Below are 18,777 nucleotides of genomic sequence, written 5' to 3'. Positions count from 1 at the left end.
TGAAACAACCGGGGGCCGCCAACCTGATGATGAACCAAGGAAGTCTCATGTACTCATCCCACGCGTTACCCTCCGTGCTGCACAGCCCCTTCCACCCCGGCGAAGTCGCCCTGGTCGGCGCCGGCCCCGGTGATCCGCGCCTGTTGACCCTGCGCGCCTGGAGCCTGCTGATGCAGGCCGATGCCGTGGTGTTCGACCGCCTGATCAGCGCCGACCTGCTGACCCTGATCCCGCTGACCTGTGCCCGCCATTACGTGGGCAAGGCCAGCGGGTATCACAGCCTGCCCCAGTCGCAGATCAACGAACTGCTGGCCGAGCTGGCCCAGCAGGGGCAGCGCGTGGTTCGGCTCAAGGGCGGCGACCCGTTCGTGTTTGGTCGCGGTGCCGAAGAACTGGAGTACCTGCTGGCACAAGGCGTTTCGTGCCAGGTGGTGCCAGGCATCACGGCGGCCTCCGGTTGCAGCGCCTATGCCGGCATCCCCCTGACCCACCGTGACCTGGTCAATTCGTGCCGCTTCGTCACCGGGCATTTGCAGCGCGACGGCGAATTGAAGTTGCCCTGGGCCAGCCTCGCCGACAGCACCCAGACCCTGGTGTTCTACATGGGTCTGTCGAACCTGGCGATGATCGCTGAGCGCCTGATCGATGCCGGCCTGCCCGCCGACACGCCCGCTGCGTTGATCTGCAACGGCGCCCGCGCCGACCAGCAGGTGCATCGCGGCACCCTGCGCCTGCTGCCAGCCCTGGCCTTGATGTGCGAGCCCGGGGTGCCGACCTTGACGGTGATCGGGCATGTGGTGGACCTGTTTGCCGATGCGGCCCTGCACTACCCCGCCAGCCTGGCGCCCGCACACCGCGCAGTGTCCTGGGTGGCGGTATGAAACGCCTGTGGCTGGTGCCAATGCTCTGGGCCAGCGCCGCCCACGGCGCAACCGATGCCGCCGCCGATTACCAGCAGCATTGCCAAAGCTGCCATGGCCTCAACCGGGTCGGCAGCAGCGGCCCGGCGTTGCTGCCCGAGAGCCTGGGGCGGATCAAGCCGGCCGAAATTCGCCAGGTGATCGAACAAGGCCGCCCGGCCAGCCAGATGGCGGCATTCGCCCCGCTGCTGACGGCGCAACAGATCGACGGCCTGGTGAGCTTCTTGCAACAGCCGCCCGCCACGCCCGCGACCTGGAGCGAGCAGGACATGCGCAGCAGCCATCGCCAATTGGCCGACCTCAGTCAACTGCCCAGCACCCCGCAGCACCACGCCGACCCGCTGAACCTGTTTGTGGTGGTGGAATCGGGCGATCATCACATCGATATTCTCGACGGGGATCGCTTTGAAGTGCTCGACCGTTTTGCCTCGCACTTTGCTGTACATGGCGGGCCGAAGTTCTCGCCGGACGGGCGCTTTGTGTACTTCGCTTCGCGCGACGGCTGGATCAGCCTGTATGACCTGCACAACCTCAAGCTGATCGCCGAGATCCGCGCCGGCCTCAATACCCGCAACCTCGCGGTGAGCAAGGATGGGCGCTGGGTGCTGGTGGGCAATTACCTGCCCGGCAATCTGGTGGTGCTGGATGCCCGCGACCTGTCACTGGTCAAGACGCTGCCGACGGGCTCACGGGTCAGCGCGGTGTACACCGCCCCGCCGCGCAACAGTTTTATCGTCGCCCTCAAGGATGTGAATGAAGTCTGGGAGTTGTCCTACGCGGCGCCCAAACCGGACTTCGAGCCCCGGCGCATCCAGGCCCAGGATGTGCTCGATGACTTTTCCTTTTCCCCCGACTACCGCCAACTGCTCGCCACCTCACGCAAGGCCGGCGGCGGGCAAGTGATCGACCTCGACTCCGGGCAAGTGGTGACCGACATTGCACTGGCGGGCATGCCGCACTTGGGCTCGGGCACTTACTGGCAACGCAACGGGCAGTGGGTATTTGCCACGCCGAATATCAGCAAGGGGCAGATTTCGGTGTTGGACCTCAAGACCTGGAAGCTGATCAAACAGATCCCCACCTTGGGGCCTGGGTTCTTTATGCGCAGCCACGCCAACTCGCGCTATGTATGGAGTGATGTGTTTTTTGGTCCGGACAACGACGCGATCCACTTGCTCGACAAGCAGACCCTGGAAATCGCCCACACCCTACGGCCGATGCCGGGCAAGACCGCGGCGCACGTGGAATTCACCCGGGATGGACGCTACCTGCTGCTGAGCATCTGGGACCGTGAGGGTGCGTTGATCGTGTACGACAGCCAGACCTTGCAGGAGGTCAAGCGCCTGCCCATGAACAAGCCATCGGGCAAGTACAACGTGGGCAACAAGATCGAGTTTGCCGAAGGGACTTCCCATTAGCCCGTGGCGAGCGGGCTTGCCCCGCGCTGGGCTGCGAAGCAGCCCCATTCAAGAACAATGAGGTGTGTCAGGCATTGCCAGTTGCCTGGTGTTGGGGCTGCTTCGCAGCCCAGCGCGGGCAAGCCCGCTCGCCACAACAAGCCCGCTCGCCATAACAGCCCCGCTCACCACGACAGGGCTATGCACCGGCCTCATCGCTGACCCTGTCCGCACGCTCGCGCACAAAGCCTTGCACGGCTTCGCCAGGCAGCGCTTTGCTGAAATACCAGCCCTGGATAATCAGCTCCGCCCCGGCGTGCCCCCTGCCCGACTGTAGGAACGCCAACTGCTCGGCCGTCTCCACGCCTTCCACCACCACGCCCAGGTTCAGTGCTTCACAAAAGCGCAACATGCCGGTCAAGACCTGCGCGCCCTTGGGGTCCTGCTGGGCCACCACAAAACTGCGGTCGATCTTGATGAAGTCGACCGGAAACTGGTGCAGATAACTCAGCGCGGAATACCCTGTGCCGAAGTCGTCGATATAAACCTTGGCCCCAATGGCCTGCAGTTTCTCGATTATCTGCCGGGTTATCTGGATATCGCCCACCAGCGCATCCTCGGTGATTTCCACTGACACCTGGCCGTTGGCCTGGGACAGGATCTGCACCAGTTGCTTGCCGTACGCCGGGGTCATCAGGGTAGCGCTGGAGATATTGATGGTGATTGGCAGCGCAAACCCGATTTTCTGCCACTTCTGGTACTGGCGCACCGCCTGGGAAGCCACCCACAGGTCGACGTCCGGCATCAAGCGGGCCTGGGCCAGCCACTGGAGGAACTCCCAGGGCGAATGCACCTTGCCTGCGCCATCACGGGCACGCATCAGGGCTTCGCAGCCGGTGCACAAGCCTGTCCGGGAGGACACTTGGGGCTGGTACTCCAGGTAGAACTCGTAGTCGCTGATCTGCTGGATCCTGCTTAAATCAAGGGCCTGGCGGGCCAGCGTCTTGTGCGACGTCAGCACCGGGTCCATTTCCAGCAGACGGCCTTTTTCTTCGAGCCCGCGAAAGGTCATGTCGAATGACTTGAGGTATACGGTCGCGCCCTCCAGGGTCTGCCGATGGATTGCCCGGATATAGGGCGCGTAGACCAGCGTCCCCACCCCCAGCAACACCAGTTGCAGGGCCACCGCGGCCAAATCGCCCTGGGTGCTCAGGTAGGCATTGAGCAGCACCGGCGCGGTGAACGGCACACTGGCCACCGCCGGCGAGACCCAACCGGCCTGCACCACGAGCAATGCCAGCAAGGTGTTGATCACCGGGACGGCTAAAAAGGGAATAAACAGGCGCGGATTGAGGATGATGGGCAAGCCAAACAGCAACACCTCGCTGACGTTGAACAGCGACAACGGCAGGCTGGCCACGGCGAGCAGGCGCATGGACTGGCTCTTGGAAAACAGCAGAATCGCCAGCAACAGACACAGGGAACCGCCAGCCCCGCCAATAAAGGCAAAGCACCCCAGCAGGCCGGCATTCAGCACATAGAGGATGGGCTCTCCCGCCGCCAACGCCGCCCCATTGAGCACCACCGCCTGATCCAGTGCGTCAAACAACGGCTGGATCGCATACACACCATGGATGCCAAAAAACCACAGCAGCGAATTGATCGCAGTAATAAACATCCCGCTGCCATAAGGCGACTGCAACGCATCGAGCATCACCGGGCCCTGGAACTGGGCCACATGGGGAACCTGCAACAGCAACAACAACGTCGCCACCAGCAGCAACGCGGTGATTGCCCCCGGTACGACCATGTTGATGGTGCCCTTGAGGTTGTGTCCCACCAGGTCCTCGTTGACCAGACGGGTCCAGCGGTACCGATGCAGCCAGGCAATCACCGGGACATTGATCAGCGGCGAGGCAATGGCAATGAACAAGACAAACGTCGCCGAGGCGCGGGGGTAGTCGCGCAGGACAAAGGTGGCGATGACGACGTGTGCCAGGCACAGGAAGGCCACTGGCAACTGGGGTAAGCGGTGCTGGATCGCCAACATATACCCGATGGAAGCCGCGACCAGCAGGGGGATCACGGAGCTGATCTGGGCATGCAGGCCCGCCAGGAATGCCACCGCCGGCGGTGGGAAATCGAGGATCCGGGCACATTCGGACAACAGCAGGAACCCTGCCGAGACCAGCAGGCACGGCAGGATCCACAACAGCCCCTCACGGATGGCCCGCAGCGACTCCGTGCTCGCCAGGGCCGCCAGGCGTTGGGTGAAAAAGAGTTTGAACAGCGTTTGCGCCATGATTTTCTCCTTACACCCTTCCTGGCCTTGAGGCTGCCTGATCGGGGGCAGCGCCTCAATCGGAGTCTTCAACGAGGGGTTAACGCTACACGCCCAGGCACCGGGAGTGAAAGGGTTTTGCCCCGCCTGGGCACGATAAATCGCCCCTCCATACCTGCGGGCGCACTGCCAAGGGTGTAATTTCCTACGCTTTTTGAAACAATAGCCCGCTTAAGGGCAGTACTGCCCGTGGGTGCGCCAGCTATTGTCGGAACCAATGGTCACCCACACAGGTCTTGAGCTGAGCAGGTCTACCGACCTAAAGGCCGGTATCGAATGAATCGATCCGCAGACCACTTCTACACGCGCGGGTGTCGGCACACCGACTGGCCCAGCAATCTCAGGGAGATGTATTGAACATGCAACGCAGGATCTCAAATCGCGCACGACCTCTGGTTTTCACTGTAGTGCTCTGGTTGTGTGGGGTCGCCGTACTGTTTTTGATCAAGGCCGCCGTCGAAGCCGTCCAAGGGCCTATCAGCAAGACCTGGGTCGACTTGACGCTGGTACTCGCCGCGTACCTGTTCTTTTTCTTGCTCGATCCACTGCAACAGTGGACGGCCAATCGCCTGCGCAAACGCGCCCGCCGCAAAAGCCGCTACGAACAAACCTCATCCTGACGTTGTAACCCCTGTACTCCTGGAGCAACCCCGTGTCTGAACCTGGCGAAAACCATCAACTGGCCCTGGATATCTTTTTGAACCAGCATCCCGAGTTGCGCGCCGAACTGGACACCCTCAACCCTCTGGCCGCCCAGGCCAAGCGCCAGACCATGGAGCAATACCGCCGCGAGCTTTTGCACGAAGCCTTCGAGGCCCAGGCAGAATCCCAGAACCTGTTTGCGTGGGAGCTGACACTGCAACTGATCAGCCAGTCGCCGCAGGAGTTCGCCGCCAGGCGCCTGGAGGTGCACAGGGAAGTCGCTCAAATGGCGGGCCTGGAGTGGGGTGAGTACTGTCAGTTGCATGGCCTGGCTGAGCACTCCTCTTAACGAGCACGGGCGGCGAACCAGCGGCCCACCACCGAGTGTTCACACTGCATGGCTGCCTGCAACTCGTCGGTGGTGATGGTTCGATGCTGCGGGTTGCTACTGAGCGCAACCCGCAACGCTGGCCAGCAACGCCGTGGCAGTTGCCGAGGAGGCTCCCGCCGCTCTCCTTGTGCACTACGCCCGCCCAGCGCCAAGTCGTACAGCAGGCACGCGGTTGCATAGAGCTCCGTGCTGGCCGACAGCGGCGCGCCGTCCAACAGTTCGGGGGCCGCGTAGGCCGGTGTCCAGGCGCTGAAGCGCCGGGGATTCAAAGCCGCCAGCTCCGTCAACGGCGCAGCCGTGGCTTGGGCCAGGCCAAAGTCAAACAGACGCAGCCCGTCATCCACCAACATGACATTGCTGGGTTTCACATCGCCGTGCAGCACACCTTGTCGATGGACATGACCCAGCGCATCCAGTAGCCCAGTTGCAATAGGCCGCAACTGCTGCCAGGACAGCCCGCGCGGACAGTCGAGCAACAATTGGTCCAGAGTCATGCCACTCATCAACTCCATGGTAAAGAACGCCACCCCAGCGACCGTGTCCACGTCAAACGCAAACACCCGCACCACGTGCTCATGTCGCAGGTAGCGGGTCAGGGAAAACTCGCTGTAGAGCAGCAGGTGCGCGTCCTGTGACTGGGCAAGGTTTTCACTGAGGACCTTGAGCGCCACCCGGGGCCTCGGTTCGCCGAATTGCTCATGGAGCAAGTCACGGGCCCGGTACACGGTGCCCATGCCACCCACCCCGAGCACCCGCTCCAGGTGATAGCGACCGGCAAGTAACTTCGGCATAGAAGCTCTGGCGCCGGGCGGAGCGCTAGACTGGGGTTGTTTTGCGATCATGGTTTTATAACCACCGCCGTCAGATTATCCCGCGCTTCACCGCGCAGGACCCCATCAAACAAACGATCCAGCATTGACTCAGGGGTTGCCAGGCTCAACGCCTGACCCAGTTCGGCATGGCTCAGCGCCTGGTACAGGCCGTCACTGCACAGCAGGAATACATCTCCTGGGTTATGGGTCAGCTCCAACACCTCCAGCGCCACCGGCTCATCGGCTCCGATCGCGCGGGTCAAGGCATTCGCGGCCGGATGGGCGCGGGCCTGTGCAGGGCTCAACTGCTGCTCGACCATCAGTTGCTCCTGTAGCGAGTGGTCGCGGGACAACTGGTACAACGTGCGTTCGCGCCATAGATAACAGCGGCTGTCCCCGGCCCAGATGCAGACGGCACGATCCCCCTCCAGCAACAGGACCACCACCGTACTGCCCATGGTGCAATCCACATTCGAGCTGGTTACGGTGATCTCCTGGCGCAAGCGCCGGTCAAGCCATTGCAGGCAAAGGCAGACTCTCTTGATCCGCGCATCGAGGCCGCCGCCGCTGGGCAGCGCAGCCAGGCTATCGACCACCCACTGGCTGGCGACATCCCCCGCGCGGTGGCCACCCATGCCATCGGCCACCGCCCAACAGCCCATCTGCGGGTGTTGAAGAAATGCATCCTCGTTACGCGGCCTGACCTTGCCACGATCTGTGCGCCCTGCACTGCTACAGGCATCGAGCCGCGGGCTCACAGTTGCTCCGGTATGCGGAAGGTGCGCCACGTCGCCATTTCAAACGGGTTCGGCGTGCGCTGGCTGGTCAGCAGGTAATTGGCGCGCAGGCCGCCGATATCGGCCTTGAGCAACCGCGCATCACGTCCATTCGACGGCTCGCCTTGCAGCACGTCGAACAGGCGGAACAGGGACCATGGCCCGGTGTTTTTTTCGATACCCATTGGCCGCTGCGCCATGCCTTCCAGTACCAGGCTGCTGCGACCGTCCTCGACGGTGGTTGGCCACTGGAACAGCATCGGCACGATCGGCCCGTGGCGGTACTCCATCTGTTGGTCACCGAATCGCAGGGTCGCCCGGCTGACCGTGGGATCCAGGCTGTAGGGCGCCAACGTAAAGCGCACCCCGGGTTCACTCGGGTCATCGGCAAAGAATGCCTGGCGGATAGTGCGCGCCTTTGCCAGTTGCTCCAGCAACGCCCGTGACATCGGCAGGCTACGGCCATCCAGGCTGCGCAACCGATAGCGATGGCCATCGCCAATCACAAAAGGCCGCAGATCCTCATCCAGGAACCGCGCCATCAACCCTTGGGGTTTGAAAAACTCGCGGAAATCGTTGAGCGCAACGTCGCTACTGGCATGGGCACTGAACGGGTAGCGCTGTTTGATCGCAGAAGAATAGAACCCATACACCTCGCTCTGATAACGCCGATTGAGGTGACGATAAGCATCATCGAGCACCAGGCGCCAACTGTCGTCGGCCATGGCGGCCAGCCAACCGTGGAGGGCTGCGGGCAGGCGCTCCGTGGCATTGCGCAGGTTGCCCAAAGCATCCTGTTGCCCCTGCATGCGCCGCTTGACCATCTCAAAGGCCGCCCGCTCAGGCTGGCTTTCCCGACCAAGGGCGGCCAACTGCGCCTGCAGTTGGTTGAGGGTTTGCAGCATCTGGGACAACGCAGGCCCTGGGTTGTCCTGCTCATCGAGCAAGTGATGCAGGGCTTCAAAGCGCCGCTGCAGTGCGCGCTGTGCGTTGTCGGGCGCACGTTGCGCAACATTGTCCAAGACGGTCTGGGCCACTGGCGAGCCCGGCTGGAGCGCTTCCAGGCGCTCGACCGGGCTTGCAAAGCGGGTGTTTTCCCTGACTTGCTGCAGTAACTGCACTAATGGCGAACGCGCGGACGTCAGGCTCGCCAACTGCCCGGCAACCTGTCGGGTGCTATCGCTTTGCTGCAAGCGCACCTGGCCCAGTGCGGCGCCCCAGGCCTGGGCGTAGTCGCTGAAATAGTGCTGTTCCAGCTCGACCATCAGTTGGCGCAAGCCCGTTGCACTCAGTTGCGTGCCCTCTCCCAGTACCCAGTTGTCGCGCACGATGGTATCGACCATCCGGCTCCCCTGTACCGCAAAGAACTGACGGTAGCCATGCTGGGTGAAGAAGCCTGGGATCGGCTGGTCGATGCCGGCGAATACCTGCTCATGCGGGTCCAGATGCTGGGTGAAACGGTAGGGTTCAAGCTCCGAACCCTGTTCGCGCAGCAGGCGGTAGACCACGCCCGCCAGGGGTTGCACCTTCAAGACCTGACGGGCATGGGCGACCAGTGTTTCGTCGAGCGGTCGCACAAAGGGCTGTTCGAGCAATTGCGCGAAATGTGCGTTCAACCGTGCCTGCAACCCAGGGTCCGCCGGGTAGTGCCCCGACCACAACCCGGCGACTCGATCCATCAACCAGGGTTTGTCGCGGTGCTCGGGCAGGTTGAGCATCAGGTACGCCCGCAGGCTGACAAGCAGTTGCTGACGGTCATGCACACTGTTGCGTACCTGGTCCTCCAACATCTCGCTGACCCGTGCCAGCAGGTGTTGCAGCAGTGCCTGCTGGTACGCCGTGTCCAGTACCGGGCGGCTCATGCTGCCCTGGAACAGGCCCGCGAACTGCCACCAACCCGCGCCTCGCGGCGCAGCAAAGACCTGGGTGGCTGCCAATCGACTGTCCAGTAACGCAACCATCGCCAAAACCGGGTCTTCTGCCGCCTGCCCAGGCACGGGCGGTCGCGCCAACTCGCGCAGTTGCTCCAGCCGTTGATGGTTCTGCGAATAACTGTACATCCACAACGAACCCATGCCTCCAAGCACCAGGAACGCGGCCAGCGCCAAGCCTCTCTGGCGGCGACGGATGTGCACCCGCTCCCGCTGGTCCAGGCCTGCCAGGTCGACGTCACCGAACACCACCCGCTTGAACAGGCCCTGGATAAACCGTGGACGGCTGTGTGCAGCGTTGCCGGAGCTGGTCAAGTAGACACCGCGCAATGCGTTGACGCGCTGGTAACGGTGAGCAGAAAACGCCAGTTCGATAAACAGACACAGCCGCTCACCGATCTGCGCCACCTGCCGGGGAAAGTCCAACATCCGGCCCCGGCGCTCGCCATTGCGCTCCAGATGCAGGCGCTGGATCAGTTCCGCGCTCAAGCGCTGCAGCAAGGTTTCAAAGGCCTGGCGTACTTCGGCAATATCGGTCCCGGTCTTGCCGGACAAGATGGGCTCGCCCCATAGGTCATCATGGGCATGCCCTTGCGTGTGCTCGAAAAACTCGGTAAAGCCAGGCAAATGATCGGCCTGCGTCAGCACCAGATAGACCGGCAGCTCCACGTGCAAGGTCTGTTGTAAATCGTGAAGGCGACTGTTGAATTGGCGCGCAGCGACGCTCAGTTCCTGCTCGCTGCCATTGAGCAAGCTATCGACTGATAGCGTCAGCAGCACGCCACTGAGCGGACGCGCGCGACGGCGGGCCTTCAGCAGATTTAACAGGGTCGCCCAGCCACCGCTATCAACGTCCGCATCGACGTGTGTCAGGTAGCGCGCCGGGGTTTCGATCAAAACCCCTTGCTCGGCAAAATACCACTCGCAATGACGCACTGCGCCCTCTGCGTGCGGGGCCCCGGAGTCAACGCGATCCAGCGGCTGTTGCAGCCCACCGGCCTGCAACAGCCGGGTCTTGCCACTGGCAATGCACCCCATCACCAGGTACCAGGGCAATTCGTTGCGCCAGCGCTTACCGCGCTTGCCATAGCGTCGCGACATCTTGAGGGCCTGTAGCGCCTCCGTGAAACGGCCGCGAACGTTGTTGTGCTCGTGCTCCACAAGTCCCTTGCGCTGTTTGGAATTCACCTGGCCCGGGCCGGCATCATCTGCAAAGGGTTGCACGGCGTCGCGCCGATTGACGAAAACCATCGTCAGGCCCCAGGCCAGGAACAATCCACTGATGGTCAGCAGGCGCGAAGTCGCGCCAAGCCAGAAACGCCGGTCATCCACCGCCAGCAGCGGCCCGATCCACCACACCACACACGCCAGCAACAACACCAGCAGCAGGCTCCAGACCCAGGTCAGCCCCAGGGCAGCGGCCAGCTTTTTGAATAGACTTTTCATTGATTGCTCCCTGCGTTAAAGCAGTGTCCGGGTGATGTCGGTGGTACTCGGCAGATAGGGCTGCAGCACGCTCTCGCGCTGTTCTCCAAGTACCCAGGCGAACCCCGAATACAGGATGGCCAGGCCGATCGCGACGGCGAGCCAAACCCAGGTTGCAGAAACAATACGTATCGCCTGCCGGGGAGCAGCGCTGGACGATTGCCCGGCGCCGGTGGCCTGGGGCGTGTCACCGCGCACATGGATGATCTGTCGGTACAACGCGTCACGAATACCGTCCAATTGCAGCAGCCCACGTTCCAAGACCCGGTACTTGCCTTCAAAGCCCAGCGCCAGGCACAGGTACATCAGCTCCAGCATCGCCAGGTGCTTGATCGGGTCCCTGGACAGTCGCTCAAGCAGTTCGAAGAATTTTTCGCCGCCAAAGGTTTCGTTGTGGAAACGGCTCAACAGGCTTGTTTGTGACCAGTCGCTCTGGCTACCCCATGCCGTGGTGACCACTGCCTCGTCTATTACGCTGCACAACACATAACGCGCCGCCATGATCTGGCTGTCGAGGATTGCCTCGTGCCGGGCCTGGTTTTCAAAGTGCGTAATACCCGCAGACAAACGTTCATTGAGTGCGCGCAGGCCTTCACGGGCCGGGCTGCCCTTGAGTCGAACCACCTCCGACAGCAGGTCCCAGGCCAACGTCACCAGAGGGTTGAGACCAAGCCTGAAGTGCTGGGCGCCGTGCAAATGAGCGGCATAGATCATTCGGTCCTCAAGCTGCTCAAAGCGCGGTGGCGCCTCGAAATCCGTCATGGCGCCCTGCGCCGGACCGACACCCTGACGGTCCAGCAGGATCGTTCTGTCGTCCTGCGGGTATGCATTTTCTGTAGTCATGGGTTCAGTTCCTGATAGCCCAGAATTTCAATTCAAGATCGACAAACTCACCACTCACATGGAAGGCGAACCCACCTGAGTGCTCCAACTGCTCCAGGTCACGGGCGCTGAGTTCGAGCATGAAATAGGTTTTCTCGGCATGGAACGGGATCTGCCGTGGTGCCACAGGCATCGGCTTGACCTGAATCCCCGCCAGGTGCAGGTTGACCAACTCGCGTATCCGCTCCACAGGCCCGACTTTCAGGTGCGCCGGCAGCCGCTGGCGCAACACCTCAGAATCGCAGTGCGCGCTGACCGCCAGAATGAAGGTCGCCGAACCCAGCAGGTTCAGGCCATTGACCGGGCACACCAGCACGCCGTATTGGCGCGACTGCAGCACCAGTTCAATGGCATGTTGCTCCAGCACCATCGACAGGACCGAACGAATCGCGGCCATCAATTCACGAAAGCTCGGCCCCTGGTCACTATGTCGGTAACGCCCTTCAAAACAGGCGCGCTTTGTCGTGCTGGAAAATGTCGAAAGCTCCCCCAGCAGCCCAAGCAGGGTTTGATACAGCACATCGGGGCCCACACGGGCCTGGTCCAGGCAGTGTCGCAGGGTCAACTCCATTCGGTTGATCAACTGCAACATCAAGAAGTCCCCCATTTCGGCCCCCGCCGCCTGGCCCGCGTCCTGCAAGCGCTCGGCAATCGCATCAGCGCGAAACGCCAACAGGCTGACCACCTCCTTGAGGCACGACAGCAAAAATGGCGAGTCATGCAGGTGCATGAACGTCGGGGAGAATGCGCTATCGAGCTGCACAACGCCTTGGGCGTCGCAATCCAGGACTTGTGCGACTTTGAGTCTGACGTAGGTCTGGACGTCGTGATCATCGCCCAGCACCAAGCGAAAATCCGCGCGTGCGCAGGTGATGGCGCAGCGCGTGTCTTCCCCGGCATTGGCGTCTCCTACCTCCACTTCGTAGCTGCTATAGCGGGCCAATACGTCAGTCTGCGCCGGGTGACGAACCTCGACCGCATGGCCGGCGAGCATGGGCAGGGCCAGGTACAGCGCCTGGCTGGCGCTGTTGGCTGGGACTTCCATCACCAGCGGCGCGGCCATCTCAAACAGGGTCCCGTCAGGCAATACCCCACTGGCCTGATTGACGACCACCTTGCCCATATCGAGGTATTGCGGGTCGATTTCCAATGTCAAGAACCCCCAGGCATAGCCCGGGGACAATTGGCTGCGGCGCGCCAGTTGCTGATGGTAATAGCGGTCGTTGTGCTGCAGGTGTTGAGGGCGCAGCAACATGCCTTCCTGCCAGATCACTTTATCAATCAGCATGTCAGCCACCTGCCTTGGCGGGCGGCACATCCGTCGCGTGCACGCCCGTTTCGTCGAGTACCAGATCGACACGGGTCCGTGACTCGACGGCCAACGGCACGACATGACGCCATCGCACCTGGGGCAAATCACGGTAGGCGGCCAACACCCCGATATAGCGACTGCCCGGCGTTGCACTGAGCTTGAGCGTCACCTGTTCACCGGGGCGCAGTTCCCACTCTTCGCTGCTGACCAGGTCCTTGGGCAAGGTATTTTCGACACGGCCATACAGGCTGAAAAAGTCCGCGTTCTCGAAGGCCACCGGGTTTCTGAGTTCCAGCAGGCGCACCACGATCGGTGACGGCCGGCCATGCAGATCCGGGTTGACCAGATCACTGGCGGCCAGCGTCAGATCGAGCTTGGTCAGCGTCGAATAGGGAGACAGATTGCTGCAGCCGGGCAACAGCCCCAGCACAGCGAGTAGCAGAACAGAGGTGGTGCGTGACATGCAGATCATCCAGAACAGGTGCTATGAAGGGTGGAAACCAGGCGTACCTGTTCCGTGTAGGCGTTGGCAAAGTCCTCGCTGAGTAAGCGCTCAGTCCAACCGTCTTCCTCGACCAGGCGTTGGTAATGAACCAGATAAGCCCGCCAATAGGCGCCACTGCTGGGGATCCACGGCGTGTTGCCCTGCTTTTGGAAACAAGCCAGCAGTTGCCCTGGCGCAAACGCTGCCAGAGCGCCGCGCATTGCCGCGCGACAGCCAGCGAGCACCGCGACCTGGTGAACCTGCAAATCACGATAGGCCTGGGTAATCATCTGTTCGGCGGGCAACTGCCCCTGGCGATCGGCCACCAACATGGCCTCCAGTGCTTGGGCGCCACACATCAACGGACGCTCGGCGCTGGTTGGTGCACAACCGAGTGCGGTGTTCAATTCACTTGTCAGCTCTTGATGGGTGTGCAGGTTCTGTTGCAGCCCTTCGATTGCCTGCCTGAGCAAGCCAGCTGCCTTGACTGCCAATGCTTGTCGCCCAGGCTCGTCGAGAGGTTCCAGGCACACGCCTAGCGCCTCGGAAAAATCCCGCCAGAACCGCTCATGCGTATCGACTGCCGGAACATGCACTGCGGCTGGCGCGCACGTCGCAGCAGGCTCGACCAGGGTCGGCACAATCACATGGTGACGCTCCACAGTGCTGGTATCCGTCCAGTTCGACGCCACACTCGGCGGGGCCGGGTCATTCATGGCACGCACGGAATCCAGCTGCAGGAACGCGTCATCCGGAATCAGGTTATCGCCAGGGCTCGTACCACCCGAGCGCTCCACCAGCTGCGCGCGAATTTCAAACGGGCCCATGCGAAATACAGTGCCAGGGGTGATAGGCCGAGCCTGGCCTTTGCGCAAACGCACGGCGCTGTCCCCCAGGCAAATGCCATTGCTGCTGATGTCAGTCAGAAAATACTGACCGTCGCGAAAGCTGACCAAGGCATGATGGCTGGACAACTGGCGACTGTGGTCGGCAATGACCCAATCGCAATCGGCACCACGGCCAATCACTCCTCCGGCGCCATCGAAGACTTTATTGCGGGCGCCGCCGGGTATGCCAGGCCCATGGCTACATAATTCAAATACCAACTGCATAGAAGGTCTCCTGGCTTACTGCCCGCGCTGGTGGGACCGTGGATCACCCAGCGGCCGGTAGTCATCGTCGTCAAACACGTAATTTGCCATGCACCCACTTAGCGCCAACACCAGCAGACCAAGCAGCAATACCTGCCCTCGAGAAACAACCATCAAGGCTCTCCCATTGAATTGAATTCGATTGAGCGGAACATTCAGCACCCTTCCTTGACGTCACCAAAGGGGATATTCAGCCGCGCCAGGCGGTACAACAGGGTGCGCCGGGCAACCCCCAGCTCGCGGGCGGTACGGGTACGATTGCCGCGATTCTTGTGCAGGCAATCAATCAGCAAGCCCCGCTCGACGCGCTCAAGGCGTTGGCGCAGCGTTGCGTCGGTGGCCTGTGCGGGTGACGCCAGTGGCAGCATGAGATGTTGCGGCAGGATTACCCCCTCGTCGCACATCAACACGGCACGTTCCACCAGGCATTTAAGTTCACGCACGTTGCCGGGGAAGCTGTGGCAGGAAAGCTGGTCCAGCGCCTGGTTTGACCAAGACACCGGTGATCGCCCCTGGGTGGCGCAGGCTTTACCTGCGAAGTGCCGGGCCAACTCTCGTATATCGCCTTCACGTTGGCGCAACGCCGGCAGCTCGATCGGGAACTGGGCGAGACGATAGTAGAGATCCTCACGAAAACTGCCCTGGGCCACCATCGCACGAAGGTCACGGTGGGTGGCGGCAACGATGCGCACATCCACTTTATGGGCGGTGCTGGCTCCCAGCGGGCGGATTTCCCCCTCCTGCAATACCCGCAGCAATTTGGCTTGCAGTGACAGGGGCATATCGCCGATTTCATCGAGCAGCAACGTACCGCCGTCGGCAGCATCGAACAGCCCAGGACGGTCACGGTCAGCACCAGTAAAGGCACCTTTGCGATAGCCAAACAGTTCGCTTTCGAGCAACCCCTCCGGGAATGCCGCGCAGTTTTGTACGACAAACGCCTTGGATCGGCGCGGGCCCATGGCATGGATCGCCCTGGCGACCACCTCCTTGCCCGTACCGGTTTCACCGCGCAGGAGCACGGTGTAGGTGCTGTCCAGCACCTTGCCGATCAAGCGGCAGGTATCATCCATCGCTGCGCTGTTGCCAATCAGGCCAAGGCCTGCGGGACGCACTACGCTACCGAGCGCCTGATGGGCCGCCGCTGGCCGACCGGGCTCCTGTAGCAGCGCCCGCTGGCGCAACGCAAAAACCCCCAACTGCCCCAGTGGCGTGGCGTACGACTGCAGGTCCAGGGCGCGCTCCGTGACGCATAGCAGCATGCCCCTCACCGGTAGGTGGTGATGGATGAGTGGGACGCACAACAGCGACTGCCATGGCACCAGGCCTGATGGAATGAAAGCGGTGTCATACATGCTGTCTTGCAGGCCGCAGAGGCTCAGGGGACGCTTATGTTCCAGGGCGAACCGCAGCAATTGCTGGCCCTGCTGATCCACTTCAGCGCCTGCACCGATTTCCCACGGCCCTGCTTGCGGCCTATGTTCGGCCGCCAGGAACAAACCATGACCCGCTTCATCTGACAGGTACACCTGGCTGAGCGAGCACTGGCTCAACTGCGCGGCGGCATGGGCAAGGTTGCCAGGCATACCTGCCCTATCGCTATCGAGGCCCAGGCGCATGAGCCACTGCACCAGTTGTTCGGCAACGTCCGGTGCCTGTAACAATGGGGTATCCCTCATCACGCAAACTCACAGGTGAGGTGATCGTCGCCGTCCAGCATGGCGTGGGCGCGCTGCACATGCTCATCCCTGGCCATTGCTTCAAGCAGGCGATCGACTATCAGGGGCAATAGATGGCTATCGATCCATTGATCGACATACCGCGCGCCACTGCCGTTGTGGGTACAGCGCTCTGCCAGGTAATCGACCAATCGCGGGCAATAGCTGAATGCGAGGTGCCGCTGCAGCAGACGTTGGCCCAGGCACTGCAACTTGCTTTGTACCAACTCCCGTAGCACCGCACCGCTCAGTGGGTAGTACGGCACGACACGCATGCGGGCCAGCAGTGCCGGCCTGAAATGCTGATTGAGCAGCGGCGCAAGGGCGTCCTGTAATACTTGTGCGCTGGGACGCTGCGTAGCGCCGCACAGGTCGATGGTGCAGTCGCTGCCAAGGTTGGAGGTCATCAGAATCAGCGTGTTGCGAAAGTCGATCTCGCGCCCCTCGCCATCATTGGCCCGCCCTTTGTCAAAGATCTGGTAGAACAGGTTCATGACACCCAAGTGTGCTTTCTCGACCTCATCGAGCAGCACCACCGAATAGGGCTTTTGCCTGACGGCTTCGGTCAGCACACCGCCCTCGCCATAACCGACATACCCGGGCGGAGCGCCAATCAGGCGCGACAGCGAATGCTTCTCCTGGTACTCGGACATGTTGATGGTGGTCAGGAACCGTTCGCCGCCATACAACAGGTCGGCCAAGGCCAGTGCCGTCTGCGTCTTGCCAACCCCACTGGGGCCGACCAGCAGAAACACGCCCACGGGTGCATCGGCACGGTTGATGCCCGCCGCAACCGCACGCATCGAACGGTCCAGCATCTGTACCGCCTGTTCCTGGCCGAGAATGCGCGTACGCAGATCGGTAGCGAAGTCGAGCACCTTGACGCTGTGTTCGCAAGCCACTTGGCTGAATGGAATCCCGGTCCAGGCACTGATCACTTGCGCCACCAGCCGCGGGCATACTTCGAAACTCACCAGGCGCTGCCGCGATTGCTCGGCCAGCAAGCTGCCATGGGCTTCGCACAGTTGCTGCTCAAGCACGTCGATGGCCTGGCCTGCCTGCCTGGCTTGATTCAACTGCATGCGCAGGGCCAGCACCCGCTCGGCCATCTCGCGCTGACGCGTCCAGGCCTGCGTGAGCTGCTCATGTTCGCAACCGGCGGCGTCCAGGCGCGCAGCCAGGACCTGCAGCGCACCTGGATCAATGGGCAACCCGGCATCCCTGTCGCGGCAAAGCGCCCGGTACTCACCAGTACTTTGCGCCAATTGGGTAGCCACGGCCTGCAACGCCGGTGGGGCTGTGACGAGGCTGATGCGCACGCGGGCGCAGGCGGTATCGAGCACATCCACGGCTTTGTCGGGCAACTGGCGCCCGGCCAGGTAGCGTGCCGACAACTGCGCGGCGGCAACCACGGCGTCATCGCGCACGTACACGCCGTGGCTGGCTTCATACACCGAAGTGAGACCGCGCAGGATCGTCACCGCCTCATCGACACTCGGCTCATGTACATGCACCGGCTGAAAGCGTCGGGCCAGTGCCGGATCCTTTTCGAAGTACTTCTTGTACTCCGACCAGGTGGTAGCAGCGATGGTACGCAGCTCGCCACGAGCCAGCGCTGGCTTGAGCAGGTTCGCCGCATCGCCGCTGCCCGCCGAGCCACCGGCACCGATCAAGGTGTGTGCCTCGTCAATGAACAGGATCACCGGCACCAACGCGGCATTGACCTCCTCGATAACGCCCTTGAGCCGCCGTTCGAACTCGCCCTTGATGCTGGCGCCCGCCTGCAACAGCCCCATATCGAGGATCAGCAGGCGGGTCTCCTTGAGCGCCGGTGGCACCTGTCCCTGGGCAATCTGCCTGGCCAGCCCCTCGACCAGCGCGGTCTTGCCGACACCGGCCTCACCCACAATGATCGGGTTATTCTTGCGCCGGCGTGCCAGGATATCGATCAACTGCGCGATCTCTGCGTCCCGGCACAACACCGGGTCGACCCGCCCTTCACGGGCCTGCTGGGTCAGGTCATGGGTGAAACGCTGCAACAGTGATTCATGCTGGGCACAAGCGGGTGTACGGGAAGCTTCGGCATGGTCGCTCAAGGCAAACTCAAGCAGGCGCTGCCCATCGAGGCGGGCCAACAACACCTGATAGCGGCTGCCTGCGTGATGCAGTGGGTTACGCAACAAGGCAAGGATCAAGGCCGCGTCACTGACATTCGATTGCGCCAACTCCAACTGGGCAACGACCAGCGCTTGCTGCAGCCATTGCACCAGCAGCGGTGCGAACACCGGGTTGCGCGTAGTCCCCTGCCCCATCCTGGGCTGCAGTGTCGCTTGCAGTTCGCCCAGTTCAACGCCAGCGTCTTGCAGAGCACGCGCCAGCAGCCCTTGTGGGCGCTCCAGCAGCGCCAGCAAGACATCCTCCACCAGGACTTCGGCGCCCCCACGGGCCACACAGCGTGCGGCGGCGTGCTCCAGGTCATGGCGAGTCTGAGGCGCCAGCACACGAATCAATTGCTGCAAATCCACATTCATCATA

At 62.1% G+C, this 18,777-nt stretch carries 15 protein-coding genes; 4 read left to right on the top strand and 11 right to left on the bottom strand.

All coding sequences use genetic code 11. The annotated features are described in order from the left end of the window. The first annotated feature begins 47 nt into the window (after nt 1–47). A complete protein-coding gene (gene cobA / locus HKK57_RS22160; protein ID WP_169390784.1) occupies nt 48–881 on the top strand; it encodes a uroporphyrinogen-III C-methyltransferase in 834 nt (277 codons plus the stop codon). Continuing rightward, on the top strand, nt 878–2,338 hold the full coding sequence (locus HKK57_RS22155; RefSeq protein ID WP_169390783.1) for a cytochrome D1 domain-containing protein: 1,461 nt from the start codon (nt 878–880) through the stop codon (nt 2,336–2,338). Before cobA ends, HKK57_RS22155 begins: the two co-directional genes overlap by 4 nt. Nucleotides 2,339–2,516: 178 nt before the next feature. On the opposite strand, the gene HKK57_RS22150 is transcribed toward HKK57_RS22155, so the two are convergent. Then, nucleotides 2,517–4,619: a PTS sugar transporter subunit IIC/EAL domain-containing protein gene (locus HKK57_RS22150; RefSeq protein ID WP_169390782.1), complete on the bottom strand. Its 2,103-nt coding sequence runs from the start codon at nt 4,617–4,619 to the stop codon at nt 2,517–2,519. A 446-nt stretch (nt 4,620–5,065) separates the two neighbouring features. On the opposite strand from HKK57_RS22150, the gene HKK57_RS22145 reads away from it, so the two are divergent. Together HKK57_RS22145 and HKK57_RS22140 are read left to right on the top strand one after the other, a co-directional pair. Continuing rightward, entirely contained in the window at nt 5,066–5,278 is a 213-nt protein-coding gene (locus tag HKK57_RS22145) for a hypothetical protein (protein ID WP_224791085.1), read from the top strand. A 32-nt stretch (nt 5,279–5,310) separates the two neighbouring features. Next, nucleotides 5,311–5,649 carry a DUF6388 family protein gene (locus HKK57_RS22140; protein WP_092237085.1) on the top strand — a complete coding sequence of 113 codons (339 nt, stop codon included), beginning with the start codon at nt 5,311–5,313 and terminating at the stop codon, nt 5,647–5,649. On the opposite strand, the gene HKK57_RS22135 is transcribed toward HKK57_RS22140, so the two are convergent. The 10 genes from HKK57_RS22135 to tssH are packed head-to-tail and all read right to left on the bottom strand — an operon-like array spanning nt 5,646 to nt 18,776. Beyond that, the gene (locus HKK57_RS22135; protein WP_169390781.1) at nt 5,646–6,533 is read right to left on the bottom strand and encodes a serine/threonine-protein kinase; all 888 of its coding nucleotides are present in this window, start codon (nt 6,531–6,533) and stop codon (nt 5,646–5,648) included. The genes HKK57_RS22140 and HKK57_RS22135 overlap by 4 nt on opposite strands. Further along, complete coding sequence (locus HKK57_RS22130; protein WP_029291217.1) at nt 6,530–7,261, bottom strand: PP2C family protein-serine/threonine phosphatase; 732 nt, start codon at nt 7,259–7,261, stop codon at nt 6,530–6,532. Before HKK57_RS22130 ends, HKK57_RS22135 begins: the two co-directional genes overlap by 4 nt. Then, a complete protein-coding gene (gene tssM / locus HKK57_RS22125; RefSeq protein WP_169390780.1) occupies nt 7,258–10,656 on the bottom strand; it encodes a type VI secretion system membrane subunit TssM in 3,399 nt (1,132 codons plus the stop codon). Before tssM ends, HKK57_RS22130 begins: the two co-directional genes overlap by 4 nt. A gap of 15 nt (nt 10,657–10,671) precedes the next feature. Beyond that, nucleotides 10,672–11,538, bottom strand: a complete 867-nt coding sequence (icmH, locus tag HKK57_RS22120; RefSeq protein ID WP_169390779.1) for a type IVB secretion system protein IcmH/DotU — start codon at nt 11,536–11,538, stop codon at nt 10,672–10,674. Between the two features lie 4 nt (nt 11,539–11,542). Beyond that, nucleotides 11,543–12,865, bottom strand: a complete 1,323-nt coding sequence (tssK, locus tag HKK57_RS22115) for a type VI secretion system baseplate subunit TssK (protein WP_169390778.1) — start codon at nt 12,863–12,865, stop codon at nt 11,543–11,545. 1 nt (nt 12,866) lies between these two features. Beyond that, a complete protein-coding gene (gene tssJ / locus HKK57_RS22110) occupies nt 12,867–13,352 on the bottom strand; it encodes a type VI secretion system lipoprotein TssJ (RefSeq protein ID WP_070994223.1) in 486 nt (161 codons plus the stop codon). Between the two features lie 5 nt (nt 13,353–13,357). Further along, complete coding sequence (gene tagH / locus HKK57_RS22105; protein WP_169390777.1) at nt 13,358–14,485, bottom strand: type VI secretion system-associated FHA domain protein TagH; 1,128 nt, start codon at nt 14,483–14,485, stop codon at nt 13,358–13,360. A gap of 15 nt (nt 14,486–14,500) precedes the next feature. Then, complete coding sequence (locus tag HKK57_RS22100) at nt 14,501–14,638, bottom strand: type VI secretion protein TagU (protein ID WP_169390776.1); 138 nt, start codon at nt 14,636–14,638, stop codon at nt 14,501–14,503. Nucleotides 14,639–14,679: 41 nt separating this feature from the next. Further along, nucleotides 14,680–16,203: a sigma-54 interaction domain-containing protein gene (locus HKK57_RS22095; RefSeq protein ID WP_169390775.1), complete on the bottom strand. Its 1,524-nt coding sequence runs from the start codon at nt 16,201–16,203 to the stop codon at nt 14,680–14,682. After that, the gene (gene tssH / locus HKK57_RS22090) at nt 16,203–18,776 is read right to left on the bottom strand and encodes a type VI secretion system ATPase TssH (RefSeq protein ID WP_169391234.1); all 2,574 of its coding nucleotides are present in this window, start codon (nt 18,774–18,776) and stop codon (nt 16,203–16,205) included. Before tssH ends, HKK57_RS22095 begins: the two co-directional genes overlap by 1 nt. Nucleotide 18,777: the final 1 nt, after the last annotated feature.

It is taken from the genome of Pseudomonas sp. ADAK21 (assembly GCF_012935735.1).
Lineage (GTDB): Bacteria > Pseudomonadota > Gammaproteobacteria > Pseudomonadales > Pseudomonadaceae > Aquipseudomonas > Aquipseudomonas proteolytica.
The sequence above is the reverse complement of the archived record's forward strand: the minus strand, read 5'-3'. Positions and strand labels throughout refer to the sequence as shown.

Coding starts and splice junctions, on each gene's coding strand:
- cobA (WP_169390784.1), top strand. CDS start 48: ATGTACTCATCCCACGCGTTACCCTCCGTGCTGCACAGCCCCTTCCAC.
- HKK57_RS22155 (WP_169390783.1), top strand. CDS start 878: ATGAAACGCCTGTGGCTGGTGCCAATGCTCTGGGCCAGCGCCGCCCAC.
- HKK57_RS22150 (WP_169390782.1), bottom strand. CDS start 4,619: ATGGCGCAAACGCTGTTCAAACTCTTTTTCACCCAACGCCTGGCGGCC.
- HKK57_RS22135 (WP_169390781.1), bottom strand. CDS start 6,533: ATGATCGCAAAACAACCCCAGTCTAGCGCTCCGCCCGGCGCCAGAGCT.
- tssM (WP_169390780.1), bottom strand. CDS start 10,656: ATGAAAAGTCTATTCAAAAAGCTGGCCGCTGCCCTGGGGCTGACCTGG.
- icmH (WP_169390779.1), bottom strand. CDS start 11,538: ATGACTACAGAAAATGCATACCCGCAGGACGACAGAACGATCCTGCTG.
- tssK (WP_169390778.1), bottom strand. CDS start 12,865: ATGCTGATTGATAAAGTGATCTGGCAGGAAGGCATGTTGCTGCGCCCT.
- tssJ (WP_070994223.1), bottom strand. CDS start 13,352: ATGTCACGCACCACCTCTGTTCTGCTACTCGCTGTGCTGGGGCTGTTG.
- tagH (WP_169390777.1), bottom strand. CDS start 14,485: ATGCAGTTGGTATTTGAATTATGTAGCCATGGGCCTGGCATACCCGGC.
- HKK57_RS22100 (WP_169390776.1), bottom strand. CDS start 14,638: ATGGTTGTTTCTCGAGGGCAGGTATTGCTGCTTGGTCTGCTGGTGTTG.
- HKK57_RS22095 (WP_169390775.1), bottom strand. CDS start 16,203: ATGAGGGATACCCCATTGTTACAGGCACCGGACGTTGCCGAACAACTG.
- tssH (WP_169391234.1), bottom strand. CDS start 18,776: ATGATGAATGTGGATTTGCAGCAATTGATTCGTGTGCTGGCGCCTCAG.